We start from the raw sequence: 25,101 nt of genomic DNA on the forward strand, positions 1-25,101 counted from the left end.
ACGAGCCACCGCCCCCGCCCCCGCCCCTACGCCTACGCCTACGCCTCGAACGGCCTCGCCGGCCATTCCGCTTCCGCCGGGCGGAGGGTGTCGAGGCCCGGGCCGTGCAGCGCGGCCGTCAGCGCGAGGGCGCCCACCACCAGGCAGTTGTTGTGGAGCTCTCCCGCCAGCGCGCCCTTCACCAGTTCCTCCAGCGGAACCCGCGCCAGCTCCATGTCCGCCTCCTCCTCGGCGACCTCGAAGCGCTCGCCCTCCGCCGCCGAAAGACCGCGCGCGAGGAAGATCCGTACGGCCTCGTCGCAGCCGCCCGGCGTCGTGTAGACGTCCGTCAGGACGTTCCACTCCTCCGCCTTGACGTGCGCCTCCTCGTACAGCTCGCGCTGGGCCGCGTGCAGCGGGTTCTCGCCGGGGACGTCCAGCAGGCCGGCCGGGATCTCCCACAGCTTCTGCCGCACCGGGTGGCGGTACTGGCGCAGGACCAGGACCTGGCCCTCGTCGTCGAGCGCGAGGACCCCCACCGAGCCGGGGTGGACCTGGTAGTCGCGGCGCGCGACCGACCCGTCGGGCATGACGACGTCGTCGGCCCGGACACTGGTCTTGTTCCCCCGGAACGGAGTCGCGGTCGCGGTGACCCGCCACTCCTCGGGCGTGTCCTTGATGGTCATGAAGACGTCCTCCCTCGCACAGAAAACCGGGGCACGTGCCTGAAGAAGGCTCGTACCCCGGTCAACCGTATCGCCTGTGCGCTACTTACCCGTCTTGCGCTCCACGGCCGCCTTCACCAGGCCCGCGAACAGCGGGTGCGGGCGGGTCGGGCGCGACCGCAGCTCCGGGTGCGCCTGGGTGGCGACCAGATAGGGGTGCACCTCGCGCGGGTACTCGACGTACTCGACGAGCTTGTTGTCGGGGGACGTGCCCGAGAAGACGATGCCCGCCTTCTTCTCCAGCTCCGCGCGGTAGGCGTTGTTCACCTCGTAGCGGTGGCGGTGGCGCTCCTCCACGTAGGGCTGGTCGCCGTAGACCTCACGGACGATCGAGCCCTCGGCGAGCTTCGCCGGGTAGAGGCCGAGACGCATCGTGCCGCCCAGGTCGCCGGCGCCCTCGACGTAAGCGAGCTGCTCCTCCATCGTCGAGATGACGGGGTGGGCGGTCGCGGGGTCGAACTCGGTCGAGTTGGCGTCGGGGATCTCGGCCAGGTTCCGCGCGGCCTCGATCACGATGCACTGCAGGCCCAGGCACAGACCCAGCAGCGGGACCTTGTTCTCGCGGGCGTACTGGATGGCGCCGACCTTGCCGCTCACGCCGCGGTCGCCGAAGCCACCGGGGATGAGGATGGCGTCGACGTCACCGAGCTGCTTCTTCGCCCCGGCCGGGGTCTTGCAGTCGTCGGAGGTGACCCACTTGACCTTGACCCGGGCCTTGTTCGCGAAGCCGCCGGCCCGCATCGCCTCGGTGACCGAGAGGTAGGCGTCGGGCAGGTCGATGTACTTGCCGACGAGCGCGACCGTGACCTCGTGCTCGGGGTTGTGGACGCGGTCCAGCAGGTCGTCCCAGGTGGTCCAGTCGACATCGCGGAACGGCAGGTCGAGCTTGCGCACGACGTAGGCGTCCAGACCCTCGGTGTGCAGCACCTTCGGGATGTCGTAGATCGACTTGGCGTCGATGGCGGCGACCACCGCGGCCTCGTCGACGTCGCACATCAGCGAGATCTTGCGCTTGATGGCGGTGGGGACCTCACGGTCGGCGCGCAGCACGATCGCATCGGGCTGGATACCGATGTTCCGCAGGGCGGCGACCGAGTGCTGGGTCGGCTTGGTCTTCAGTTCGCCCGACGGGCCGATGTAGGGCAGCAGCGAGATGTGCACGACGAAGACGTTGTCCCGACCGACCTCGTGGCGGACCTGGCGGACGGTCTCCAGGAACGGCAGCGACTCGATGTCACCGACCGTGCCGCCGACCTCCGTGATCACGACGTCGACGTCGTCGGTGGCCATGCGGCGGATGCGGTGCTTGATCTCGTTGGTGATGTGCGGGATGACCTGGACGGTGTCGCCCAGGTACTCGCCGCGCCGCTCCTTGGCGATCACCTGCGAGTAGACCTGGCCGGTGGTGACGTTGGCCGAGCCGTCGAGGTCGACGTCGAGGAAACGCTCGTAGTGACCGATGTCCAGGTCCGTCTCGGCGCCGTCGTTGGTGACGAACACCTCGCCGTGCTGGAACGGGTTCATCGTGCCCGGGTCGACGTTCAGGTACGGGTCGAGCTTCTGCATGGTGACGCGCAGACCCCGCGCCTTGAGCAGCGCACCCAGGCTGGAGGCGGTCAGGCCCTTGCCGAGGGAGGACGCGACACCCCCGGTGACGAAGATGTGCTTGGTCGTCGTGGATTTGGGCGGCATCGCCAAGAGGGGGCTCCCGTGGTCGCTGAGTCGAGGTGCGTGCCGGCTTCCGCCCAGATTTCGGGGGTGCCGTCGCTGCGGTTTCGGGGCCCCTGGATTTCACAGGCCGACCACCGGTCCACGGGGTACCAGGGTATCAGCGACGGCGGGCGGCCGCTTCCGGCCACGCGCGGCAGTCGTCCGTGCACTTCGCGCGACGACCCCCCGGGCTCGACCCCTTCGCCACCCTTGAGTCAAGCGTTCGGCCGCGCCGTGTTGCCAAGGCGGTCGCGCAGATCATCACCTTGCGTCGTATCCTGCTCGGACACTCGCTGCCGAGCCAGGCCGGCCAACGGCACCACCCCCGCCCACCGGAACAAGAGCTCGTCAACGATCCCTTGACCGCAGAGACTCATGTGAGAACAGAGTCATGTGAGACTCAGTAAGCGCCCCGCGGGGCGGACGTGGCCGTTCGACTGGAGATGCACGTGGCCGGGCGCATCGAGGATTACGCACTCATCGGAGACATGCAGACCGCAGCCCTGGTCTGCCGGGACGGCTCGGCGGACTGGCTGTGCCTGCCCCGCTTCGACTCGCACGCCATCTTCGCCGGGCTTCTGGGCACGGAGGACCACGGCTTCTGGCGGGTGGGGCCCGCCCACGCGGAGGGCAGCACCCCACCGGTCGCCGACCGCCGGCGGTACGTGGGCGACTCGCTCATCCTGGAGTCCGAGTGGGACACCCCGCGCGGCACTGTCCGCATCACGGACTTCATGCCGCCGCGTGACGGCGCCCCGCAGCTGATCCGCATCGTGGAAGGCGTGAGCGGGCGCGTTCCGATGCGCTCGGCGCTGCGGATGCGCTTCAGCTACGGCCGTGTGGTGCCGTGGGTGCACAAGGTGGACGGGCGCACGGTCGCCGTCGCCGGGCCCGACTCGGTCTGGCTGGATACCGCCGTCGAAACGCACGGCGAGCACCTGACGACGTACTCCGACTTCACCGTCACCCCCGGCGAGCGGATCGCCTTCACGATCAGCTGGCAGCCCTCCCACCACCAGCCGCCGGCGCTCCCCGACCCCGAGGGCGCGCTCGACGCGACCGCGGACTTCTGGCGGGAATGGGTCGAGCACTGCACGTACCACGGGCCCTACCGCGAGGCCGTGGTCCGTTCGCTGATCACGCTGAAGGCGCTCACCTACGCGCCCACCGGCGGCATCGTCGCCGCGCCCACCACCTCACTGCCCGAGGAGATCGGTGGCGTACGGAACTGGGACTACCGCTACACCTGGCTGCGGGACGCCGCGATCACCCTCTCCTCGCTCCTGCGCACCGGCTACCGCGAGGAGGCCAGCGCGTGGCGCGAGTGGCTGCTGCGGGCGGTCGCGGGCGACCCGGAGAACCTGCAGATCATGTACGGCATCGCGGGCGAGCGCGAGCTGGGCGAGGCGGAGCTGGACTGGCTGCCGGGCTACGAGAACTCGAGTCCGGTACGGGTCGGCAACGGCGCCGCGCACCAGCTTCAGCTCGATGTGTACGGCGAGGTCACCGAGGCCCTGCACCTCGGCCATATGACGGGCCTGGCGCGCAACGACTACGCCTCGCTGCTCCAGCTGAAGCTGATCCGCTACCTGGAGAACCACTGGGACCAGCCCGACGAGGGCATCTGGGAGGTGCGCGGGCCGCGCCGGCACTTCGTGCACTCCAAGGTGATGGCCTGGGTCGCCGTCGACCGGACGATCAAGCTGATCGAGTCCGGGGACGCGGACGGCCCGCTGGAGCGCTGGCGGGAGCTGCGGGACGACATCCACCGCGATGTCTGCGAGAAGGGGTACGACAAGGAGCGGAACACCTTCACGCAGTCGTACGGCTCGCAGGAGCTGGACGCCTCGCTGCTGCTGATTCCGCAGATGGGCTTCCTGCCGCCCGACGACAAGCGGGTCATCGGCACGATCGAGGCGATCCAGCGTGAGCTGTCGACCGAGGACGGCTTCGTCCTGCGGTATCCGACGGCGGGCGAGGACGCGGGCGTGGACGGCCTCGAGGGCGACGAGGGCGCGTTCCTCGCCTGCTCGTTCTGGCTCGCGGACGACCTGGCGATGATCGGGCGCGTGGACGAGGCGCGCAGGCTCTTCGAGAAGCTGCTCGGGCTGCGCAACGACCTCGGTCTGCTCGCCGAGGAGTGGGACCCGAGGCTGCAGCGGCAGGTGGGGAACTTCCCGCAGGCCTTCAGTCACGTTCCCCTGATCGACACGGCGCTGCGGCTGACGGCGAGCGGGGCGTACGGCGGCTAGCCCGCGCCGCCGGGGGCGGGGACCGTTCGACGCGTCGTCGGTCCCCTTCCGGGGCTAGTCTGAAATGGTCCTGTCGCCCCTTGGAAGGGGGCATCATGGCTCCCCCCGGCGTGAAGAACAGCGTGAAGAGCACGGCTCTGGACGGCTTCCGCGAGGAACTGTCCGGCGATGTCCTCGTCCCCGGCGATCCGGGCTACGACGAGGCCCGGAAGGTCTTCAACGGCATGATCGACCGGCATCCCGCGGTGATCGCACAGTGCGGCTCCGAAGAGGACGTGGCCCGGGCGGTCCGCTTCGGGCGTGAGCACGAGCTGGCGGTCGCGGTCCGCGGTGGCGGCCACAGCGTCGCGGGCATGGCCCTCACCGACGGCGGTCTGGTCGTGGACCTGCGCCGGCTGAATTCGGCGGACGTCGATCCCGAGGTCCGTACGGTGCGTCTGGGCGGCGGCGCCACCATGAGCGACATGGACCGGGCGGCGGCGCCGTACGGTCTGGCGACGACCGGCGGCCGCGCCTCGACCACCGGCGTCGGCGGCTTCACCCTGGGCGGGGGGTCCGGCTGGCTGGAGCGCCTGCACGGGCTGGCCTGCGACAACCTGGTCTCCGTCGATCTCGTCACCGCGGAGGGCGCGTCCGTCCACGCGAGCGGCGAGGAGAACCCGGAGCTCTTCTGGGCGCTGCACGGCGGTGGCGGCAACTTCGGAGTGGCCACGGCGATGACGCTGCGGCTGCATCCGCTGCCCTCCTTCGCCATGGCGCTGATCCTCTACCTGCCGGAGCGGGGTCCCGAGGTGGTCCGGATGTACCGCGACCTCCTGGGTTCAGCACCGGACGAGGCCGGGGGCGGGGTCGTCTACCTGACCGCGCCGCCCGAGGAGTTCGTACCGGAGCACCTGGTGGGACAGCTGCTGTGCGGGGCGCTGGTGACCTACGCGGGCACCGAGGCCCAGGTGCGCGAGCTGTCCGGGCCGCTGCTGGGCATCCCGCACGAGGGCGAGGTGATCGGCGCGCTGCCCTACGCCGACTTCCAGTGCATGCTCGACGATCCGCCCGGGCTGCGGAACTACTGGTCCGTGGAGTATCTCGACGCCTTCCCCGACGAGGCCGTGGACCGGTTCTGCGCCCGCGCGTACAGCATGATCGTTCCGTCCGGCAGCCAGCATGTGCTGTTCCCGCTGGGCGGCGCGCTGGCGAGGACGGGGGCCGAGTACCCGGTCCCCTGGCGTCAGGCCCCTTGGGCCACCCACCCCTTCGCGATCTGGGACGACCCGGCGGACGACGACCGCGGCAGGAAGTGGGTCCATGACGTCCGCGAGGACGTCGAGCCGTGGTCCACCGGGGCCGTCTACCTCAACTTCACCGGCCAGGAGGGCCGGGAACGGGTCGTCTCCGGCTTCGGCGCCGGCAACTACCGGCGCCTCGCCGCGATCAAGGCCGAGTACGACCCCGACAACGTCTTCCGGCTCAACCACAACATCGAGCCGGCTCCCGAGTAGCGCTAGCGCAGCGCGGCGATCACCTCCCGCGCGGCCCGCTCGCCCTCGGTGGCGCCGCCCTCCATGAAGCCCTGGAAGTCGTAGCTGCAGTGCTCGCCGCCAATGTGGACACGGCCCTGCGGGGTGCCCTCGTATCCGGCGTAGCGGTGCAGGTACCCCACGGGCCAGCACGAATAGGCGCCCAGGGAGTACGGGTTGCGGTGCCAGGCGGACAGTTGGGCCTTGCCGGTGAAGGCCCGGGACGTGCCCGGGAAGAACGCGTCGATGCCCGCGAGGTACCGCGCGGCGAGGTCGCGCACGTACGGGTCCGTCTGGGTGGAGAAGGGCCCGGCCGGCGTCAGCGACCTGGCGAGGCTGCCGCCGCCGTACTGGAGGAGGATGCCGCCGGTCCCGGGCTGGATCTTCGTGGTGTCCCAGGTCTGCTGGACCGCGGTGTCGGTGAAGCAGTCGCCCGCCGACACCCCGGGCCAGGGGCCCGTCCCCCGCCAGGGCCTCGACGAGAACTGCATGTTGAGCTTGGTGCAGTACCCCATACGGGCGTCCCGCAGCAGGTTCGTCATCAGCGGGTCGAATCCGGCGCGGGACAGATCGAGGCCCTGGAGGACGGGCAGCGGGACGCAGAGGATCGTGCGGTCCGCGGTGACGGTCCGGGTGGATCCGCCCTCGGTGAAGGTCAGCGTCTGGGTGCCGTCGGCGTTGGCCCGGACGGCGGTCAGGGACCAGCCCATGCGCAGGGTTCCGGCGGGCAGGGACTGGGCGATGGCGCGCGGGAGCTGGTCGTTGCCGCCGGTGATGTGGTACCGCTCGTTGGACAGCCCCCAGACGTTGAACTCGCCGGGATTGGTCTGGTAGCCCATGAGCAGGACCAGGGCGAGCGCGGACTGCTCGGTGGTCTCCGCGCCGTACTCGACGTTGTAGGCGACGTCGATGAACCGGCCGAGCGGGGAGCCGTGGCCGCCGGGGACCCGGGTGTCGATCCATTCGTATATCGACATGTTGTCGAGTGCGGTGCCGGCCGCGGTGGTCTGGTTCCACTTCACCTCGCCCGCCTCGGACAGGTCGCGGTGGAGGGACTGGTAGACCGCCTTGAAGTCCTCGTCGGCCCGGGAGCGGGGATAGTAGGTGCCCTGGAACCACAGGACCTCCTCGGCTCCGTTCGGTCCGCCGCCGAGGAAGTCCTCGACGGGGAGCCCGAAGCGGCGACAGAGCTCAAGGATCTTCTTGTGGCCGGTGTCGATCAGCTCGCCGCCGATCTCGGAGGTCTGGCCATTCGCCCAGAGGTCGCGCTGGGTCCACATCCTGCCGCCGACGCGCGACGGATTGGCTTCGTAGAGCGTGCAGTTCAGACCCGCGTCCTTGAGGGTGAGGGCCGCGGTGAGGCCGGAGATCCCGGCGCCGACCACGGCGATCCGGGGTGCGGCGGCGGATTCGGCGGCACGGGCCGGGGCGGGCCGGACGGCGGCCCCTCCGATCCCGGCGGCGAGACCGAGGGCGGCTGCCCTGGTCAGCAGTTCGCGCCGGGTCGAGCCGCGCACTTCGGCCACCGGCAGGTCCAGGCGCCTGGCGGCGGAGTGTTCGGCGGCGAGTCGTCTCAGGGCGTGCATCAGAGGCGTACGGGACATGGCTGGACTCCTCAGACGGTGGCGGCGGTGGGGGTCTCTTCGCGTTCGGCCGCGTCCTCGAGGACGATCCGGCCGATGATCTCGTAGCGCTCGGGCCGCTTGGCCCGCAGGTAGAAGCCGAGGCCGAGGCCGCCGAAGAACACCGCTCCGACGATCCACGGGATGGCCTTGAAGACGAGCGAGCCGCTGCCGTGCCGGCCGCCGTGTCCATGTTGATCACCAGCAGGACGACGACGGCGATCATGCCGATGCCGCCGAGCAGCGGGGCGGTGAAGGTCCTGAACCAGTGCCGGTCCTCGGGGTGGTTCTTGCGGAAGTAGCCGATGACGGCGAAGGAACAGAGGGTCTGGACGATCAGGATCGCCATCGTGCCGAGGATGGCGAGCAGCGTGTACAGGTGGATGTACGGATCCTGGCCGGTGACCCAGAAGACGCCGACGAGGACGACGGCGATCACCGACTGGACGTAGGAGGCGATGTACGGGGAACCGTGCCGGGGGTGGGTGCGTCCGAGCGCGGGATGCAGGAAGCCCTCGCGGCCGATCGCGTACAGATAGCGCGAGGCGCACTGGTGGAAGGCCATGCCACAGGCGAAGGAGCCGGTGAGCAGCAGCCACTGGAAGGCGTCGACGGCCCAGGCGCCAATGAAGGACCGTGCCGGGTCGAAGAAGAGGTCGAGGGGGCTGGTGGAGCCCGACACCTTCACGGCGCCGGTCAGGCCGTGGCCCGCGATGGTCATCCAGGAGACGTAGATGTAGAAGAGCCCGACGCCGACGACGGAGATCAGGGTCGCCTTGGGGATCACCCGCTTGGGGTCGCGGGACTCCTCGCCGTACATCGCGGTCGACTCGAAGCCGACCCATGACCAGAAGGCGAAGAAGAGCCCCAGACCGGCGGAGCTGCCGGTGAAGGCGTTCACGGGGTTGATCGGCTCGACGGGTATGCCGTCCGGTCCGCCGCCCGCGAGCAGGACCGCGGTGGCCACCGCGAACAGCACCGCGATCTCGGCGATCAGCATCACGCCGAGCGCCTTGGCGGTGAGGTTGATGTCGAAGTACGCGAGGACGGCGGTCACCGCGAGCATTCCCGCCGCGTACACGACCCACGGCAGGTCCACACCGAGCTGGTCGGCGACCGTCGTTTTGGTGAAGTAGGCGAAGACCCCGACGATCGAGGCCTCGAAGACGATGTACGCGAGGACGGCGAGCATCCCCGAGGCCATTCCGGCGATGCGGCCGAGGCCGTGGGAGATGTAGCCGTAGAAGGCGCCCGCCGCGGTGATCCGCTTCGCCATGGCGACATAGCCGACCGAGAAGACGGTCAGGACGACGGTCGCGAAGAGATAACCGGCGGGCGCGCCGGTGCCGTTGCCGAAGCCGACGGCGATGGGAAGGTTGCCGGTCATCGCCGTGATCGGGGCGGCGGTCGCCACGGCCATGAAGACGACGCCGACGAGCCCGACGGAGTTCGCCTTGAGCCGCTGCACCTCTGGGGTGGGGTTCTCTGCCATGGCGCGACACCATCCTCCGGGGTGACGTAGACCACAATCGACAGGCGGTCGCGCAAATGCCGGGTGGGGGCGACGAGTTGTCGGGGCAGAGGGCCGGAACACCACGCTTGTGACCGCGGGGTGATGTTGCCGGAACATCGACGCGGGTAGCGTCCGGACGTATGGACAATCAGGGCGGGATCACCGTGCAGCGGGCGCTTGAGCTGCCCGGACTGCGCGGCGGACTCCCGGAAGTGGTCGCCGGCGCCGACCGGCTGCACCGCACGGTGCGCTGGGTGCACGCCGGCGAGGTGCCCAACATCGCGTCGCTGCTCAAGGGCGGCGAGCTGCTGCTGACGACCGGCCTGGGGCTCGGGACCCGCCCCGCCGAGCAGCGGGCCTTCGTCCGGCGGCTCGCGGACCGCGGGATCGCGGCGCTCGTCGTGGAACTCGGCCCGCGGTTCTCCCGGCTGCCGGCGACGATAGTCGACACGGCGCGGGCGGCCGGTCTGCCGCTGGTCCAGCTGCACCGCGAGGTGCCGTTCGTGGCGGTGACCGAGGAGATCCACACCGAGATCGTCAACGGCCACTACGCGCTCCTGCGCCAGGCCGAGGAGGTCCACCGGCAGTGCACGGAGGCGCTGCTCGGGGGCGGAGGAGTACCCCAGGTCCTGCGGATCCTCGCCGACTTCACCGCGAACCCGGTCTTCCTGGAGACGGCGGACGGCCAGCTCCTCTACGCGGCGGGGACGGAGTCCGGACCGGCCGCGGCCGACCCGCTCCAGGTGTGGGACGGACTGCGCGGACAGCGGGAGGCACGGGAGGCCCCGCCGACGGGAGCGGTCCTGGTGGACGTGCCGGGCGGAGGGCCGGGGACGGGAGCGGTACGGGCCCGTCTGGTGCTGCTCGCCGTCTCGACGCCGCTGTCCCTCGTCCACCGGATGGCGGCCGAGCGGGCGGCGGGCATCCTCGCGGTGGTCCTGATGCAGGCCCGGCAGGAGGAAGAGCTGGCGGCGCGGGGCCGGGGCGACTTCCTCACCGACCTCGCGGAGGGCCGGATCACGGCGGAGGACGCGCCCGCCCAGGCCCGGGTCCTCGGCTTCAAGCCGGGCGACGGGCCGCTGCTGCCGGTGGTCATGCGGCTGGCCTCGGAACTCTCCCCCTCCGGCAACTGGGCGCTGCTGGCCCGGGCCGTACTGGAGGAGCTGTCGTCGGTGGGCGTACCGGTGCTGCTGGGCGTGCGTCCCGTGGAGGGCCGGGTGCCCCTGCTGCTGGGCCTGCGGTCGGAGTCGGAGCGTACGGCGGTCGCGGACCGGGTCGCCGCGGCGCTGCGGGCCGGCGTGGAGCGGGCCGGCCTGGAACGCGCCGGGGCGCATCCGCCGGTCGTGGTCGTCGGCGTCCCCGGCGGCTGGGCGGCGGCGTCGGCGGGGCTTCGGCACGCGGCCGAGACGGCGACGGCCGCGCAGGGCCTCTCGGACCGCCCCTGGTACGACGCCCGCCGACTGGACATCGACCTGCTGCTGTGGCGGCTGAGGGACCATCCGGACCTGGCGGCCTTCGTGGACCGGGCGATCGGCCCGCTGCGGGACCACGACCGGTCGTCGCGGCCGCCGCTGCTGCCGACCCTGGAGACCTACTTGGCGCACGCGGGCCGCAAGGCGGAGACGGCCCGCGAGCTCCACCTGAACCGTCAGACGCTGTACAACCGGCTGGGCCGCATCTCCGAACTCCTGGGCACGGACCTGGATGATCCGCAGACGGTCCTGGCCCTGTCGCTGGCGCTGAGGGCGCGCAGGCACACGGTGGCGTAGCGCGGAGGTGCCCGTGGCCCGGCGGAAGGGTCCGGGACCCGGCCTGATCCGAAAGGCAGGCCCTGGGCTGCGGACTCGACCTAGGCCCCTGTCAGCTCGTCGTACACGCTCAGGACCTGCGCGATCGTCTCGTCCTCCGTCGGCCAGGTCGACGCCTGCGCCCGGCCCGCCGCCGACAGTGCCGCGCGTCGGTCCGCGTCCGCCAGCAGCCCGGTCACCGCCCCCGCGAGCGCCTCCGCGTCCCCGTACGGCACCAGCTCCGCCGCGTCCCCGACGAGTTCGGGGACTCCGCCGACTGCGGTGGCGACCAGGGGGACGCCGAGGCGCAGTGCCTCCTGGGCCAGGAGGGAGCGGGCCTCCCAGCGGGACGGAAGGACCGCGACGTCCGCGGCGGCGAGGAGTTCGGTGATGTCGTCGCGGCGGCCGACCAGCCGGACCGGAAGCGCCTCCGTCTCGATCCGCCGTTGGAGCGCGGCCCGCTCGCCGCCCTCGCCCGCGACGACGAGCAGCGGCTGCGGATCGAGGTCCCGCCACCGCCGGGCCGCGTCGAGGAGTATGTCGTACCCGCGGTCGGGCACGAGGCTGCCGACCGCCATGAGCAACGGCCTCTCGACGGCGCCCAGTTCGGCGCGCGCCTTGCCGTCGTGCGGGCCGAGGGGCCCTCGGGCGGCCGGGATGGTGATCGGTGCCAGACGGGCGTCGCGGGCGCCCCGGCGTCGGGCCCGGTCGACGAGTTCGGACGAGGTCCCGAGGACGACGGCCGCCGCCCGTACGGTCCTTCGCTCCAGGAGCCGCAGCAGTCCGCCCCGCGCCCCGTCCGCATGGCTGCGGGTGTGCCACGTGACGACGAGGGGGGTGCCTCCGCCACCGAGGGCGAGGCCCGTGCGAACGGCGGCGTGCAGCCCGTGCGCGTGGACCACGTCCGCTCCGGCGCACGCGAGGCGCAGCGCGGCGACGGTCGCGGGGTCGTTGCGGCGCGCGACGGGCACGAAGTGCGCCCCGGCGCCGAGGAAGTCGTAGACGCGGTCGAGTTCGGCCGGGGCGCAGACGGTCACCCGCACTCCCCTGGCCACGAGCCCCGCGGCAAGTGATCTGACGTGTGCGCTGCTGCCCGCGCTGCCGCCGCCCAGCACTTGGACCGTACGCAGCTGTGTCACGCGCCCAAGGATGCCAGTCCGTACGCACGTTCCGGCACCGGTGCGGCGTCGTTCCCGTGTCGGGCGCTGCAACTCCGCGCCCGGGATCACTCACATGGGTGATCCCGGGAGGGGGCGGCGCTGACGGTCCCGTCAGCCGCCGCCCGGTCGCCACCTCGGCCGTCCGGGGGCGCGGTCGGCCCGTCGGCGGTCCCGGCGGTCAGCCGTCCGCGCGGGCCGTCGCCAGCAGTTCCTCCGCGTGCGCACGGGCCGTTTCCGAGTCCTCCTGGCCGGCCAGCATCCGGGACAGCTCCCGTACCCGGTCCTCACCCTCCAGGACGGTGACTCCGGAGCGGGTCACCGAGCCGTCGTTGGTCTTCTCGACGAGCAACTGCCGGTCAGCGAAGGCCGCCACCTGCGGAAGGTGGGTGACGACGACGACCTGCGCGGACTTGGCGAGCTTCGCGAGGCGACGTCCGATCTCGACGGCCGCCTTGCCGCCGACGCCCGCGTCGACCTCGTCGAACAGATAGGTCGGGACCGGATCGGTCCCGGCGAAGACGACCTCCACGGCGAGCATCACCCGTGACAGCTCACCGCCGGACGCCCCCTTGGCGATCGGCCGGGGCGGGGCGCCGGGGTGCGGGGCGAGCAGCAGCTCGACCTCGTCGACGCCGGACGGGGAGTACGCGACGCGGCGGCCGCCCACCTCCACACCGTCCGGGTCCTCGGTCTGCCGGATGTCGAAGGACACGCGCGCGTGGGGCATGGCGAGCGAGGCCAGCTCGGCGGTCACCGCGTCGGCGAACCGCGCGGCCGCCTCCGTACGGGCGTCGGTGAGGGCCTGGGCGAGGCCGGACAGCTCCGCCCGCAGCTTGTCGCGTTCTGCGGTCAGCTCGCCGATGCGGTCGTCGTCGCCCTCCAGCTCGGTGAGCCGGCCGGCGCTCTCCTGCGCCCACGCGAGGACGGCGTTGATGTCCTCGCCGTACTTGCGGGTCAGCCCGGTCAGCGCGGCGCGCCGCTCCTCGACGGCGGAGAGCCTGCGCGGGTCGGCGTCCAGGTTGTCCGCGTAGCCCGCCAGTTCCCCGGCCACATCCGAGAGCAGGATGGAGATCTCACCGATCCGGTCGGCGAGCGCGGCGAGCGCGGGGTCGTGCGCGCGCACCGCTTCCAGCGCCCGGCCGGCCCCGGCGACGAGGGTCGTCGCGTCGACGGACTCGGGATCCTCGGGGTCGCCCGCGAGCGCGCCGTGGGCGTGGGACGCGGCGGAGGCCAGGGCCTCGGCGTGACCGAGGCGTTCCGCCTCGGCGGCCAGCTCCACGTCCTCGCCGGCGCGCGGCTCGACCGCCTCGATCTCGCCGAGGCCGAAGCGCAGGAGATCGGCCTCCTGGGCCCGCTCCCGCGCACGCGTGGTGAGCTCGTCCAGCTCGGCGGTGACGACCCGCAGCCGCCGGTACGCCTCGGTGTAGGCGGCGAGCGGCACGGCGACCGCGTCACCGGCGTACCGGTCGAGCGCGCCGCGCTGCCGGGCCGGCTTGAGCAGGCCCTGCTGGTCGGTCTGGCCGTGGACGGCGACGAGTTCGTCGGCGAGCTCGGCGAGCAGTCCGACGGGCACGGAACGCCCGCCGAGATGGGCTCGCGAGCGCCCTTCGGCCGAGATCGTCCGGCTGACGAGCAGCACCCCGTCGTCGAGCTCGGCGCCCGCCTCCTCGGCCCGTACCGCCGCGGGCGCGCCGGCGGGCACGCTGATGCGCCCCTCGACGACGGCGGACGCCGCACCGATCCGCACCAGCGCGGGGTCGGCGCGACCGCCCAGCAGCAGCCCAAGGCTGGTGACGACCATGGTCTTGCCCGCGCCCGTCTCGCCGGTCACCGCGGTGAAACCGGGCGACAGCTCGATGACCGCGTCGTCGATGACTCCGAGCGACCGTATCCGCATCTCCTCCAACACGGACATGACCTTACGAGGTCAGAGGGCCGGTGTGCGACGGGCCCTGCCCGGTGGCGGCGAAGGCGCAGGTCGCGGCGGACCGCTGTCACCCGCCGGAGTGGGCAGGTCACCGCGAGGGACGTCCCGGCGGGGAGACGGACCGGCGAGGGCCGAAAGCACCTCCCCCGGCCGCGGACCCGGCGCACCCGGCCGTGGAGACCGGCCAGGGCGCGTTCCCCGTCCTGGCCACGTGCGGGGCGGCACTCCCCCGTACGTCACCCGGCCGGCCCCAGGGGGCTCGCGGCGGCGCCGTACCGCCCGCGCTGCTCGCCACCCGCCCGCCTGCGCGCGGTGATGCGCCACCGTGCGACGACGGTCCGGAAGGCGCTCGCACCGGACGAGTCCCGGCCACACGGCAGCGCCGAGGTCGTGGACGGCGGACATACCGACGGGGACAGCCAGGGCGCAGGGCCGTACGCCCCGACCGCGCCCGGGTCCCGCCCGGCTAGTGCGGCGCCCCGCGCCAGCCCGACACCGGCAGGGCGAACTTGGCGACCAGACGGTCCGTGAACGACGCGTGGTGCAGTCGGGCCAGGCGGACGGGCACCGCACCCCGGCGTACCTCCACGCGGGCTCCCGCGGGCAGCTCGACGGTCCTCCGCCCGTCGCACCACAGCACCCCGTGCGGGGTGTGCGGCTCCACCTCGACTGCGAGGACCGAGTCCGGCGTGGTGACCAGCGGCTTGGCGAACAGCGCGTGCGCGCCGATCGGCACCATCAGCAGCGCCTCCACCTCCGGCCAGATCACCGGGCCGCCCGCCGAGAAGGCGTAGGCGGTCGAGCCGGTCGGCGTCGCGCAGATCACGCCGTCGCAGCCGAACCCGGTCACCGGCCGTCCGTCGATCGCGAGGACCACCTCGAGCATCCGCTCGGGGGAGACCTTCTGCACGGCGGCCTCGTTGAGGGCCCAGTCGGAGTGCAGTACATCGCCGTTCTGGTACACGGCGACGTCGAGGGTCATCCGCTCCTCGACCTCGTAGGCGCGTGTGACGACCCGGTCCACGACCTTGTCGAGGTCGTCGCGCTCGGCCTCGGCGAGGAAGCCGACCCGGCCCAGGTTGACGCCGAGCATGGGCACTCCGGACGCCCGGGCGAACTCGGCGCCGCGCAGCAGCGTCCCGTCGCCGCCCAGCACGATCAGCAGCTCACAGCCCACGAGGACGTCGGAGCAGGCCTCGGGCACGGTCTCCACGGCCGAGGGCAGCGGAAGATCGGCCGCCTCCGCCGCGAGGACGCGGACGCCGATGCCGCTGCGGAGCAGCCCCTGCACCACGAGTTCCGCGCTGCGCACGGCCGCCGGACGGCCGGTGTGCGCGACCAGGAAGACGGTACGCGGCGCCCCGTCGGGTTCCACTGGCGTTGCTGCTGTCGTCGAGCTCAACGAGGTCCCTCCGCCACGGCGCGGTCCACATCCGCCGGATCGAGCGCGGGCGCCCCCGCCCGCAGCCACAGAAAGTACTCGACATTGCCCGAGGGGCCGGGCAGCGGGCTGGCGGTGACGCCCAGCACGCCCAGGCCCAGTTCCCCGGCCTGTCGCGCCACGTTCCGCACGGCGTCGGCGCGCAGCTCGGTGCTGCGTACCACCCCGCCCGTACCAAGGCGTTCCTTGCCCACCTCGAACTGCGGCTTCACCATCAGCACCAGGTCGGCGTCGGCCGCCGTACACCTCACCAGGGCGGGCAGAACCAGCCCCAGCGGGATGAACGACAGATCTCCGACGACCAGGTCGACCGGCTCACCGTCGATGAGGTCGAGTGTCAATTCACGTACGTTGGTACGGTCCTTGACCGTGACCCGTTCATCGCTCTGCAAAGACCAGGCGAGCTGTCCGTAGCCGACGTCCACGGCGACGACGTGCGCGGCGCCCGCCCGCAGCAGTACGTCGGTGAAGCCGCCGGTGGACGCGCCGGCGTCGAGCGCCCGCCTGCCCTCCACCTTCAGCCCGCGCGGCACGAAGGCGGCGAAGGCCCCGGCGAGCTTGTGGCCGCCCCGGGAGACGTAGTCCGGGTCACTGTCGTCCTGGGTGACGACGATGGCCGCGGCGGTCTCCACCTGGGTGGCGGGCTTGGTGGCGGTGGTTTTGCCGACCGTCACCCGTCCCGCCGCGATCAGCTGGCTCGCGTGCTCACGTGAGCGGGCGAGCTTGCGACGTACCAGCTCGGCGTCGAGGCGGCGGCGTGCCACTCCTGCCACGTTCGGTTCAGCTCCTGTTGTCGTACGGCTCGGGGCGGCCCGCCGGCCGCGCGTCGAGCGCGGTCAGCGCGTCCCGCAGTCCCCGGTGTACATCCTCGTACACCTCCAGGTGTCCGTCCGCAGGGAGGTGGTCCGCGTCGGCGAGACGCTCCAGGCAGGCGTCGACACCGGGGTTCCCGGTGGGGGCGCGCTCCACGCCGAGGGGCGCGGGGGCGGCGGGGTCGTACGCCTCCGGGGCGGCTTCTTCGGCGGCCTTCGGCGCTTCGGGCGCTTCGCTCATGCCCAGACGCTACCGCGAAGCACTGGGGTACGGTCGGTCTCGATGGCCACGACGGAGGAGTGCCGCGGCGCACTCGACAAGCTTTCGGACACGCTGGCGCGCGCGGACGGCGAGGTGCGCGGCGCTGTCGCGCTCGACCGCACCCTGAGCTGCCACATCACCGACCTGGACACCACCTTCACGGGGCGGCTGCGCGACGGCCGGATCGAGGACGTGGAAGCGGTGGACGGCCCGCCGCCCGGTCGGGCCCAGATCCGGCTGGCGATGACGGGCGACGACCTGGTGGCCCTGGTGAACGGCGAGCTGAACTTCGCGCGGACGTGGGCCTCGGGCCGGCTCCGGCTGGAGGCCGGATTCCGCGATCTGCTGCGCCTGCGCTCGCTGCTCTAGCGGGACTCCCCCGCCGGGGCGGCGGTGGTGAGCGAGCCGGCCCTGGAGCGTGCCTTGCGCCCCGCCGGGACGACGAGCGGAGTCCCGGTCTCGGGGTCCTCGATCACCTGGCAGCGCAGCCCGAAGACCCGCTCGACCAGTTCGGCGGTGACCACCTCGGACGGCGGGCCCTCGGCGACGACCTTCCCGTCCCGGACGGCGATGAGGTGCGTGGCGTACCGCGCGGCGTGGTTCAGGTCGTGCAGGACGGCGACGAGCGTGCGGCCCTGCGTCTCGTGGAGCTCGGCGCACAGGTCCAGTACGTCGATCTGGTGCTGGATGTCGAGGAAGGTCGTCGGCTCGTCGAGCAGTAGCAGCGGGGTCTGCTGGGCGAGGGCCATGGCGATCCAGACGCGCTGGCGCTGGCCGCCGGACAGCTCGTCGACGTACCGCTCCCCCAGCTCGGCGACGCCGGTCGCGGCCATCGACTCCTGCACGATCCGCTCGTCCTCGGGGGACCACTGGCGCAGCAGGCCCTGGTGCGGGTAGCGGCCGCGGGAGACGAGGTCGGCGACGGTGATCCCGTCCGGCGCGATGGACGACTGCGGAAGCAGCCCCAGCGTCCTGGCGACCTGCTTGGCGGGCATGCGGTGGATGGCCTGGCCGTCGAGGAGCACCTGCCCCTGGGAGGGCTTCAGCATCCGGGACAGCGCGCGCAGCAGGGTCGACTTGCCGCAGGCGTTCGGCCCGACGATCACGGTGAAGGAGTGGTCGGGGATCTCGACGGAGAGGTCACGGGCGATGACCCGCTGGTCGTAGGCGAGGGTGACCGAATCGGCGCTGAGGCGCTGGCGCTGCATGGACGTACTCCTGGGGTTCTTCGCGGTCGTGGACGCGTCGGTCATATCCGGCCCGCCTTGCGTTCGGTGACCAGCAGCCACAGCAGATAGCAGCCGCCGACGACCCCGGTGACGACCCCGACGGGCAGCCGGCGCTCGCCGAAGGCGTTGGTGGCCGTCCAGTCGGCGACCAGCAGCAGGGCGGAGCCCATGAGGGCGGAGGCGCCGAGGTTGGGGCCGGGCGAGCGGGTGAGCCGGCGGGCCAGCTGGGGGGCGCTCAGCGACACGAAGGCGATGGGGCCCGCGGCGGCCGTGGCGACGGAGACGAGCAGAACGGCGCAGGTCATGAGGACGACCCGGGTCCGCTCGACCCGTACCCCGAGCGCATACGCCGCGTCGTCGCCCATCTCCAGCATCCGCAGTGGCCGTCCGAGGCCGAGCATCAACGGGAGGAGCACCGCGCACACACCGAGCAGCGGCCAGAACTGGGCCCAGTCGCGGCCGTCGAGCGAGCCGGTCATCCACAGCACCGCGCGGGTGGCGTCGACCAGGTTCGCCTTGGTGAGCAGATAGTGGATCACCGCGGTGAGCATGGCGGCGATTCCGATGCCGACGAGGACGAGCCGGTAGCCGTGCACGCCGCGCTTCCAGGCGAGCAGATGGACGGCGACGCCGGTGACCATGCCGCCGACGACCGCGCCGCCCGCCACCGCGGTGGCGCTGCCCTGGAACAGGACGATCACCGAGAGCGCGCCGACGGTGGCGCCCTGGCCGAAGCCGATGACGTCCGGGCTGCCCAGCGGGTTGCGGGAGATCGACTGGAAGGCGGCGCCGCCGATGCCGAGGGCCGCGCCGACCAGGATCGCGACGAGGACCCGGGGCAGGCGGAGGTCCTGGACGATGAACTCCTGGGCGGCGGTGCCGTTGCCCAGGAGGGTGGCGACGACGTCGCCGGGCGCGATGGGGAAGTCGCCGCTGCCGATGAGGACGACGGCGGCCGCGAGGATCACCCCGGCCAGCAGCAGCATGGCGAGCGCGGCCCGGGGCTCGACGCGTACGGAGAGCCCGCCGGGTGTGCGTATCGCCTTCACCGTACGGGTGGTGGGCACGGTCACAGCTGGGCCATCCTCTTGCGGCGTACGAGATGGATGAAGACGGGTCCTCCGAGGAGCGCGGTGACGATGCCGACCTGGAGCTCGGAGGGGCGGGTGGCCACCCGCCCGATGACGTCGGAGCCGAGCAGCAGGACGGGCGCGAGGACGGCCGCGTACGGCAGGATCCAGCGCATGTCCGGTCCGGTGAGGGCGCGGACGAGGTACGGCACCATCAGGCCGACGAAGACGATCGGTCCGCAGGCTGCGGTGGCGGCCCCGCACAGCAGGGTGACGGCCAGCATCGCGAGGACCCGGGTGCGGTTGAGGTTGGCCCCGAGCGCCCTGGCGGTGTCGTCGCCCAGCTCCATCGCGTTGAGCGGCCGGGCGATCAGCAACGCGAGCACGATGCCGGCCAGGACGAACGGCGCGACCTTCCGGACCGTCTCCATGTCGGCGACGGCCAGCGAGCCGACGGTCCAGAAGCGGATCCGGTCGAGGGCCGCCGAGTCCAGCAGCTGTACGGCGTTGACGTAGCCGTAGAGCGCGGCGGTGGAGGCGGTACCGGCGAGCGCCAGCCGTACGGGTGTCGAGCTGCGGCTGCCGCCCAGCAGATAGACGACCACGGAGACGACGGCCGCGCCGAGGAACGCGAACCACACATAGCCGCTGATCGAGGTGACGCCGAAGAAGGAGATCGCGGTCACGACGGCGGCGGACGCGCCGGCGTTCACCCCCAACAGGCCCGGCTCGGCGAGCGGGTTGCGGGTGAGTCCCTGCATCACGGCCCCGGAGAGCCCGAGCGCGGTGCCGACGAGCAGCCCCAGCAGCGTTCTGGGCACCCGGACGTCCTTGACGACGACGTCGTTGCCGACCCCGGTGTTGTGGAACAGACCGTGCCACACATCGGCGAGCGGCACCTCCTTGGCGCCGACCATGATGCTCGCGACACAGACCAGCAGCAGGACACCGAGGGCGGCCAGCAGCCCGAGCGCACGCACGGAGTTGCGCCGGGAGGGCTGGGCAGCGGCTATCGGCTCCGCGCTCGTTCGGGGAGGACTGTCGACCAACACGAGGTTAGGTTAGCCTACCCTGCCATTGCTTCGGGCCCGGGCGGCCGGGACGTACGCCGCCTGAAGCCCTCAGGTACGCCTTCGCCCCGGCCCGGCGGGCGGTGGTGCCGCCGGGCGGAGCGGACGGGCGCTCACCACCCCAGCCGGGCCAGCGCCTTCCCGGCATCGAGCGCGCACGAGCCCTCGCCCGCCTGCGTCCACGCCGCCGCGCACAGCGCCCGCAGCCCGTCGAGCACCTCGCCGTCCCCCTCCGGCTCCTGGAGGACAAGCGCCTCGCCCCGGGCCGACGCGGTCCACCCCCCACACGTGAACCCCCCCTCGGCCTCGGAGACTTCCGGCTGACCGGTCAGCAACCCGCGCAGATCCGCGTCCACATACGTCGGCCGGTGCTCCGGCACCGCCGCGAGCAGCTGCGCGGCATCCGTCACCCCGGTCAGGACCAGCAGCGAGTCCACGCCTCCGTTGAACGCGCCCTCGATGTCCGTGTCCAACCGGTCCCCGACCACCAGCGGCCGACGCGCCCCGGTCCGCAGCACCGTCTCCCGGTGCATCGGAGGCAGCGGCTTGCCCGCCACCTGAGGCTCCGCGCCCGTGGCGATGCGTACGACCTCCACGGCCGCGCCATTGCCCGGCGCGATGCCCCGCGCACTCGGAATCGTCAGATCCGTATTGGACGCGAACCACGGCGCGCCGCGGGCAATCGCGTAACAGGCCTCCGCGAACCGCCCCCAGGGCAGCTCCGGCCCGCCATACCCCTGTGCCACCGCCGCCGGGTCGTCGTCCGCCGACTCCACCGGCTCGAGCCCGCGCTCGCGCAGCGCGACCCGCAGCCCCTCGCCGCCGATCACCAACACCCGTGACCCCGTGGGCACCTGGTCGGCGATCAACCGCGCCACGGCCTGAGCAGAGGTGATCACATCGGCGCCCTCCGCCGGCACGCCCAGCTCGGTCAGATGCGCGGCCACCGCGTCCGGCGTCCGCAGCGCGTTGTTGGTGACGTACGCGAGATGCATCCCGCCGGCCCGGGCCGCACCCAGCGCCTCCACCGCGTACGGAATCGCCTCACCGCCCGCGTACACCACGCCGTCGAGGTCGAGCAGCGCCGTGTCGTACGCCTCGCTCAGCGCGGCCGCACTCCCACGCGGCCGGTCGTTCGGCCGATTTTTTCCCTGCTGCCCCATAGATCCCTGCTCCTCATTCGCTGCCACTCCCCCGATCATCGCGCATGCCGCCACCCCACATACGATGACGAAATGAACACCTCAGGTCCCGAGGCCAACGACGGTCTGCACCTGCTCCCGTTCCGCGGACTGCGGTACGTCCCCGAGCGGGTCGGCAGCCTCGCCGCCGTGACCTCACCGCCGTACGACGTCGTCGTCCGGCCGGACGGCCTGAACCATCTGGAATCGGCCGATCCGCACAACATCGTCCGGCTGATCCTGCCGCAGGCCGACACCGCGGGAGAACGCCACCAGCAGGCCGCACAGACCCTGGAACGCTGGCTGTCCGACGGCGTCCTGGCCCCGGACCCCGAGCCCGCCCTGTACGTCTACGAGCAGCGCAGCGGCGACATCCTCCAGCGCGGGATCATCGGCGCCCTGGAACTGTCCAGCCCCGCCGAGGGCGTCGTCCTGCCCCACGAGGACGTCATGCCGCACGTCGTCGAGGACCGCGCCGCCCTGATGCGCACGACCGCCGCCAATCTGGAGCCGCTGCTCCTGACCTACCGGGGCAACGGCAGCGCGACCGGGGCGACCGCCGTCATCGAACGCGCCATCCACCGGACCCCGCTGCTCTCCACCACCACCGAAGACGGCTTCAGCCACCGGCTCTGGTCGCTCACCGACCCGGCCGATCTCGCCGCCGTCTCCGCCGACCTGACACAGCATCAGGCCTTGATCGCCGACGGCCACCACCGCTGCGCGGCCTATCTGCGGCTGCGCGACGAGCACGCCGGGACGCCCGGCCCGTGGAACTACGGCCTGGTCCTCCTCATCGACACCGCCCGCTACCCGCTGCGCGTCCGAGCCATCCACCGCCTGCTCAACCGTCTCCCGCTCGCCGACGCACTCGCGGCCCTCGGCGACGGCTTCCGCGTCCGCCCGGTCGACGGCCCGCTCCCGCGGGCCCTGGAGGCCCTGGGCGCCGCGGCCGGCGAAGGCAACGCCTTCCTGCTCGCCGGTGACGGTGGCTTCCACCTGGTCGACCGCCCGGACCAGGACCTCCTCGCCCGTACGATCCGCACCGACCGGCCCCAGGCCTGGCGCACCCTGGACGCCACGGTCCTGCACTCCACGCTGCTCGACCACCTATGGGGAATCCCCGACGCCCCCGAGGCCATCACCTACATCCACGACACGGAGGCGGCGGTCGAGCTGGCGGAACGCCGGGGCGGAACGGCGGTGCTGATGCACCCGGTACCGGAAGAGGTCGTCAGGGATCTCGCCCGCCAGGGCGTCACCATGCCGCGCAAGTCCACGTCCTTCGGGCCGAAGCCGGCCACCGGCCTCGTCCTGCGCAGCCTGTTGCTGGACTGACGGACCCGGGTCGCCGGCAACGAAAAACGGGCGGCACCCGGAGGGTGCCGCCCGTTCTCATGCGACATCAGGCCTTGTCGTCGCCCTCGACGTCCTCGACCACGTCGTGCTCGACCGCAGCGTGCTCGACGGCGTCGTTCCTGACGACGGTGTCGGCTTCGGTGTCGGTGTCGCCCGACTCCTCGGCCTCCTCCGGCTCCTGCGTGAATCCCGCCTCGTCGGCCGCGTCGGCCTCATCGACGGCATCGACGAACTCGACCCCGTCCATCTCGGCCAGCCGGTCCGAGGCGTCGGTGGCCCCGTCCTTGTCGGCCTCCAGCGCCTTGGCGAACCACTCGCGCGCCTCGTCCTCACGGCCGGCCGCGAGCAGCGCGTCGGCGTACGCGTAGCGCAGGCGCGCGGTCCACGGCTGGACCGAGCTGGACGCCAGCTCGGGGCTCTGCAGGGTCACGATGGCTGCGTCGAGCTGCCCCATGTCCCGGCGGGCACCGGCGGCGACGAGCCGCATCTCGACCTGCCCGGCCTTGTCCAGCTTCTGCACCTCGGGCTCGCCGGCCATCGCCATCGCCCGCTCCGGCCGGCCCATGCCGCGCTCGCAGTCGGCCATGACGGGCCACAGCTCCACGCTGCCGGTCATCCGCTTGGCGGCGCGGAACTCGGCCAGCGCCTCCGAGTACTTCTGCGTCGCGTACGCGGCGAAGCCGGCGGCCTCGCGCACGGCGGCGACACGCGAGGCGAGCCGCAGGGCGACGCGCGAGTACGCGTACGCCTGCTCCGGGTCCTCGTCGATGAGCTTGGCGACCATCACCAGGTTCCTGGCGACGTCCTCGGCCAGCGTCTTGGGCAGGCTCATGAGCTCCTGGCGCACGTCCTGGTCGATCTCGTCCCCGGTGACGTCCTGGGGGATCGGCAGACGCTTGATGGGCTCGCGATCACGGTCGCGGTCGCGATCGTCCCGACGGCCGTAACCGCCACGGTCATCACGACCCCGGTCGTCACGGCCGCGGAATCCACCGCGGTCGTCGCGCCGGTCGTCACGGCGGCCGTAGCCACCACGACCGCGGTCGTCGTCGCGGCGCGGGCCACGGCTGTCGTCACGACGGGGGCCGCGGTCGTCGTCGCGGCGGAAGGCCGGACGCTCGTCACGGCGGTCGTCGCGGCGGAACGGCGGGCGCTCCTCACGACGCTCGAAGCCGCCACGGCCACGGTCGTCGTCACGACGCGGGCCACGGTCGTCACGGCGATCGTCACGACGGGGACCACGGTCATCGTCACGACGGGGGCCGCGGTCGTCGTCGCGGCGGAAGGCCGGACGCTCGTCGCGACGCTCGAAGCCACCGCTCGGACGGCCATAGCCACCACCGCGGTTGTCATCGCGACGCGGGCCACGGTCGTCACGGCGATCGTCACGACGGGGGCCACGGTCGTCGTCGCGGCGGAAGGCCGGACGCTCGTCACGACGCTCGAAGCCACCGCTCGGACGGCCATAGCCACCACCGCGGCTGTCATCACGACGCGGGCCACGGTCATCACGGCGATCGTCACGACGGAAGCCGCCACCGGCGGAGGGACCGCGGTTGTCGTCACGGCGGAAGCCGCCCTCGCGACGGGGACCACGATCGTCGTCACGGCGGGGACCGCGGTCGTCACGACGGTCGGGACCACCACTGGGGCGCCCGTAGCCGCCACCACCACGGTTGTCGTCACGACGGTCGTCGCGGCGGAAGGCCGGACGGTCATCACGGCGGTCGTCGCGGCGGAAGCCGCCGCCACGGTTGTCGTCACGGCGGCCGTAGCCGCCACCACCGCCGGAGGAGCCCCGGTTGTCGTCACGGCGGAAGCCACCACCGGCGCCGCCACCACGGTTGTCATCGCGACGCGGGCCGCGGTCGTCACGACGGTCGGGACCACCACTGGGGCGCCCGTAGCCGCCACCACCACGGTTGTCGTCACGGCGGAAGCCACCACCGGAGGAGGGGCCCCGGTTGTCGTCACGGCGGAAGCCGCCGCCACCACCGGCAGAGGAACCCCGGTTGTCGTCACGGCGGAAACCAGCGCCGCCACCGGTCGAGGAGCCACGGTTGTCGTCGCGCCGACCGTAGCCGCCACGGCCACGGTCGTCGTCCCGACGCGGGCCACGGTCGTCACGACGGTCGCCGCGGCTGTCGTCCCGACGGAAGGCCGGCCGGTCGTCTCGACGCGGCCCACGGAAGCCGCCACGGTCCCGGTCATCACGACGCGGCTCGCGCTCCGGACGATCGTCGGAGGAGGAGTTGGGGGACATGGGGAAGGCTCCTGTCTTCGGGTACCGCTGTCATTCTCGCGCAGTCGGCGATCCGACGCGCTTCGGGAAATACAAAGCAAAAACAAAAGGACCCTTGGTCCCAGCGTGAACGCTGGGACCAAGGGTCCTGAAAGATTGTTCGGCGGCGTCCTACTCTCCCACAGGGTCCCCCCTGCAGTACCATCGGCGCTGAAAGGCTTAGCTTCCGGGTTCGGAATGTAACCG

At 72.3% G+C, this 25,101-nt stretch carries 18 protein-coding genes, 1 rRNA gene and 1 pseudogene; 5 read left to right on the forward strand and 15 right to left on the reverse strand.

Translation table 11 applies throughout. The features are described 5' to 3' along the window. Nucleotides 1-38: 38 nt before the first annotated feature. Together ACZ5VC_RS29820 and ACZ5VC_RS29825 are read right to left on the reverse strand one after the other, a co-directional pair. Nucleotides 39-665, reverse strand: a complete 627-nt coding sequence (locus tag ACZ5VC_RS29820) for an NUDIX domain-containing protein (RefSeq protein WP_469123091.1) — start codon at nucleotides 663-665, stop codon at nucleotides 39-41. An 81-nt stretch (nucleotides 666-746) separates the two neighbouring features. Further along, a complete protein-coding gene (locus ACZ5VC_RS29825; RefSeq protein ID WP_469123092.1) occupies nucleotides 747-2,396 on the reverse strand; it encodes a CTP synthase in 1,650 nt (549 codons plus the stop codon). Between the two features lie 467 nt (nucleotides 2,397-2,863). Between ACZ5VC_RS29825 and ACZ5VC_RS29830 the strand changes: the two genes are divergently transcribed. Together ACZ5VC_RS29830 and ACZ5VC_RS29835 are read left to right on the forward strand one after the other, a co-directional pair. Beyond that, the gene (locus ACZ5VC_RS29830) at nucleotides 2,864-4,666 is read left to right on the forward strand and encodes a glycoside hydrolase family 15 protein (protein ID WP_469123112.1); all 1,803 of its coding nucleotides are present in this window, start codon (nucleotides 2,864-2,866) and stop codon (nucleotides 4,664-4,666) included. Between the two features lie 95 nt (nucleotides 4,667-4,761). Further along, on the forward strand, nucleotides 4,762-6,162 hold the full coding sequence (locus tag ACZ5VC_RS29835; protein WP_469123093.1) for an FAD-binding oxidoreductase: 1,401 nt from the start codon (nucleotides 4,762-4,764) through the stop codon (nucleotides 6,160-6,162). Between the two features lie 2 nt (nucleotides 6,163-6,164). On the opposite strand, the gene ACZ5VC_RS29840 is transcribed toward ACZ5VC_RS29835, so the two are convergent. Beyond that, a complete protein-coding gene (locus ACZ5VC_RS29840) occupies nucleotides 6,165-7,784 on the reverse strand; it encodes a flavin monoamine oxidase family protein (protein ID WP_469123094.1) in 1,620 nt (539 codons plus the stop codon). An 11-nt stretch (nucleotides 7,785-7,795) separates the two neighbouring features. Beyond that, nucleotides 7,796-9,294, reverse strand: a pseudogene (locus ACZ5VC_RS29845) (APC family permease). A gap of 161 nt (nucleotides 9,295-9,455) precedes the next feature. Here ACZ5VC_RS29845 and ACZ5VC_RS29850 point away from each other — a divergent pair. After that, nucleotides 9,456-11,084, forward strand: a complete 1,629-nt coding sequence (locus ACZ5VC_RS29850) for a PucR family transcriptional regulator (protein WP_469123095.1) — start codon at nucleotides 9,456-9,458, stop codon at nucleotides 11,082-11,084. Nucleotides 11,085-11,164: 80 nt separating this feature from the next. Here the strand turns inward: ACZ5VC_RS29850 and ACZ5VC_RS29855 are convergent, their stop codons facing one another. From ACZ5VC_RS29855 to ACZ5VC_RS29875, 5 genes are all read right to left on the reverse strand, one after another. Beyond that, nucleotides 11,165-12,241, reverse strand: coding sequence for a glycosyltransferase family 4 protein (locus tag ACZ5VC_RS29855; protein ID WP_469123096.1), 1,077 nt, complete (start codon nucleotides 12,239-12,241; stop codon nucleotides 11,165-11,167). A gap of 199 nt (nucleotides 12,242-12,440) precedes the next feature. Then, nucleotides 12,441-14,159, reverse strand: coding sequence for a DNA repair protein RecN (gene recN, locus ACZ5VC_RS29860; RefSeq protein ID WP_469123113.1), 1,719 nt, complete (start codon nucleotides 14,157-14,159; stop codon nucleotides 12,441-12,443). Nucleotides 14,160-14,655: 496 nt separating this feature from the next. Further along, on the reverse strand, nucleotides 14,656-15,564 hold the full coding sequence (locus ACZ5VC_RS29865) for an NAD kinase (protein ID WP_469123097.1): 909 nt from the start codon (nucleotides 15,562-15,564) through the stop codon (nucleotides 14,656-14,658). Between the two features lie 23 nt (nucleotides 15,565-15,587). Further along, entirely contained in the window at nucleotides 15,588-16,403 is an 816-nt protein-coding gene (locus ACZ5VC_RS29870; protein ID WP_468709706.1) for a TlyA family RNA methyltransferase, read from the reverse strand. Nucleotides 16,404-16,410: 7 nt separating this feature from the next. Further along, complete coding sequence (locus ACZ5VC_RS29875) at nucleotides 16,411-16,683, reverse strand: hypothetical protein (protein ID WP_469123098.1); 273 nt, start codon at nucleotides 16,681-16,683, stop codon at nucleotides 16,411-16,413. A gap of 42 nt (nucleotides 16,684-16,725) precedes the next feature. On the opposite strand from ACZ5VC_RS29875, the gene ACZ5VC_RS29880 reads away from it, so the two are divergent. Then, complete coding sequence (locus ACZ5VC_RS29880; RefSeq protein ID WP_469123099.1) at nucleotides 16,726-17,073, forward strand: SCP2 sterol-binding domain-containing protein; 348 nt, start codon at nucleotides 16,726-16,728, stop codon at nucleotides 17,071-17,073. On the opposite strand, the gene ACZ5VC_RS29885 is transcribed toward ACZ5VC_RS29880, so the two are convergent. The 4 genes from ACZ5VC_RS29885 to ACZ5VC_RS29900 all read right to left on the reverse strand — a co-directional run bounded on the left by ACZ5VC_RS29885 (nucleotide 17,070) and on the right by ACZ5VC_RS29900 (nucleotide 21,236). Next, nucleotides 17,070-17,957 (reverse strand): ABC transporter ATP-binding protein, encoded by an 888-nt coding sequence (locus ACZ5VC_RS29885; protein WP_469123100.1) that lies wholly within the window; start codon nucleotides 17,955-17,957, stop codon nucleotides 17,070-17,072. The genes ACZ5VC_RS29880 and ACZ5VC_RS29885 overlap by 4 nt on opposite strands. Beyond that, a complete protein-coding gene (locus tag ACZ5VC_RS29890) occupies nucleotides 17,954-19,006 on the reverse strand; it encodes a FecCD family ABC transporter permease (protein WP_469123101.1) in 1,053 nt (350 codons plus the stop codon). Before ACZ5VC_RS29890 ends, ACZ5VC_RS29885 begins: the two co-directional genes overlap by 4 nt. Then, on the reverse strand, nucleotides 19,003-20,052 hold the full coding sequence (locus ACZ5VC_RS29895; RefSeq protein WP_469123114.1) for a FecCD family ABC transporter permease: 1,050 nt from the start codon (nucleotides 20,050-20,052) through the stop codon (nucleotides 19,003-19,005). Before ACZ5VC_RS29895 ends, ACZ5VC_RS29890 begins: the two co-directional genes overlap by 4 nt. A gap of 134 nt (nucleotides 20,053-20,186) precedes the next feature. Then, nucleotides 20,187-21,236: an HAD hydrolase-like protein gene (locus tag ACZ5VC_RS29900; protein ID WP_469123102.1), complete on the reverse strand. Its 1,050-nt coding sequence runs from the start codon at nucleotides 21,234-21,236 to the stop codon at nucleotides 20,187-20,189. Between the two features lie 72 nt (nucleotides 21,237-21,308). On the opposite strand from ACZ5VC_RS29900, the gene ACZ5VC_RS29905 reads away from it, so the two are divergent. Further along, nucleotides 21,309-22,592, forward strand: coding sequence for a DUF1015 domain-containing protein (locus ACZ5VC_RS29905; RefSeq protein WP_469123103.1), 1,284 nt, complete (start codon nucleotides 21,309-21,311; stop codon nucleotides 22,590-22,592). Nucleotides 22,593-22,659: 67 nt separating this feature from the next. On the opposite strand, the gene ACZ5VC_RS29910 is transcribed toward ACZ5VC_RS29905, so the two are convergent. Beyond that, nucleotides 22,660-23,460: a tetratricopeptide repeat protein gene (locus ACZ5VC_RS29910; protein WP_469123104.1), complete on the reverse strand. Its 801-nt coding sequence runs from the start codon at nucleotides 23,458-23,460 to the stop codon at nucleotides 22,660-22,662. A gap of 1,553 nt (nucleotides 23,461-25,013) precedes the next feature. Beyond that, nucleotides 25,014-25,101: ribosomal RNA gene (gene rrf / locus ACZ5VC_RS29915) — 5S ribosomal RNA — on the reverse strand; the annotation flags it as partial.

It is taken from the genome of Streptomyces sp. NPDC033174, assembly GCF_055577795.1.

Bases quoted from the DNA above. Each gene is read 5' to 3' on its own strand.
- ACZ5VC_RS29820 (WP_469123091.1), bottom strand. From the start codon at position 665: ATGACCATCAAGGACACGCCCGAGGAGTGGCGGGTCACCGCGACCGCG.
- ACZ5VC_RS29825 (WP_469123092.1), bottom strand. From the start codon at position 2,396: ATGCCGCCCAAATCCACGACGACCAAGCACATCTTCGTCACCGGGGGT.
- ACZ5VC_RS29835 (WP_469123093.1), top strand. From the start codon at position 4,762: ATGGCTCCCCCCGGCGTGAAGAACAGCGTGAAGAGCACGGCTCTGGAC.
- ACZ5VC_RS29840 (WP_469123094.1), bottom strand. From the start codon at position 7,784: ATGTCCCGTACGCCTCTGATGCACGCCCTGAGACGACTCGCCGCCGAA.
- ACZ5VC_RS29850 (WP_469123095.1), top strand. From the start codon at position 9,456: ATGGACAATCAGGGCGGGATCACCGTGCAGCGGGCGCTTGAGCTGCCC.
- recN (WP_469123113.1), bottom strand. From the start codon at position 14,159: ATGCGGATACGGTCGCTCGGAGTCATCGACGACGCGGTCATCGAGCTG.
- ACZ5VC_RS29875 (WP_469123098.1), bottom strand. From the start codon at position 16,683: ATGAGCGAAGCGCCCGAAGCGCCGAAGGCCGCCGAAGAAGCCGCCCCG.
- ACZ5VC_RS29880 (WP_469123099.1), top strand. From the start codon at position 16,726: ATGGCCACGACGGAGGAGTGCCGCGGCGCACTCGACAAGCTTTCGGAC.
- ACZ5VC_RS29885 (WP_469123100.1), bottom strand. From the start codon at position 17,957: ATGACCGACGCGTCCACGACCGCGAAGAACCCCAGGAGTACGTCCATG.
- ACZ5VC_RS29900 (WP_469123102.1), bottom strand. From the start codon at position 21,236: ATGGGGCAGCAGGGAAAAAATCGGCCGAACGACCGGCCGCGTGGGAGT.
- ACZ5VC_RS29905 (WP_469123103.1), top strand. From the start codon at position 21,309: ATGAACACCTCAGGTCCCGAGGCCAACGACGGTCTGCACCTGCTCCCG.